This is a genomic window from Sulfitobacter sp. HI0040 (assembly GCF_001634885.1).
GTDB lineage: Bacteria > Pseudomonadota > Alphaproteobacteria > Rhodobacterales > Rhodobacteraceae > Sulfitobacter.
The window spans coordinates 1-376 of the sequence record NZ_LWEX01000482.1 but is presented as its reverse complement, the minus strand read 5'-3'; the positions used below and the strand labels follow the sequence as shown (position 1 = coordinate 376).

The following is a 376-nucleotide window of genomic DNA, read 5'->3' as shown; positions in this document are numbered from 1 at the left end:
TAATACATGACGCCCCGAACATGCGCGGCCAGCACGGGATCCTCCGGCAGAAGACCCCCTCCGGGGGCGATGGCCGCGATGTAATCAAGAAGCGCGCCCGTTTCGGTCAGCCTTGTGCCGTCCTCCAGTACCAGCAGGGGCACGCGGCCCTTTGGATTGAGCGCGAGATAGGGGGCCTGCGTCTGTTCGGCAGAGGCGAAATCGACCTTGATCGTTTCATAGGGCAGGCCGGCTTCCTCCAGCGCGATGGCGACAGCGATGGAGATGGTACCGGTGGCATAGTGGAGCGTCAGCATGGCGAGCCTTTCAAATGGATCAGATATGGGTTTGCGCTTCGCGCCGGTCTGGCCGGTCGAGATGCGGGACGGCATTGAAC

Annotated in this window: 1 protein-coding gene; it reads right to left on the bottom strand. The window is 62.5% G+C overall.

Going from position 1 to position 376, the window contains the following annotated elements; genetic code table 11:
• A partial coding sequence (locus A3728_RS19220; protein WP_201722352.1) for a glutathione S-transferase family protein occupies positions 1–296 on the bottom strand: 296 nt, incomplete at its 3' end.
• Positions 297–376: the final 80 nt, after the last annotated feature.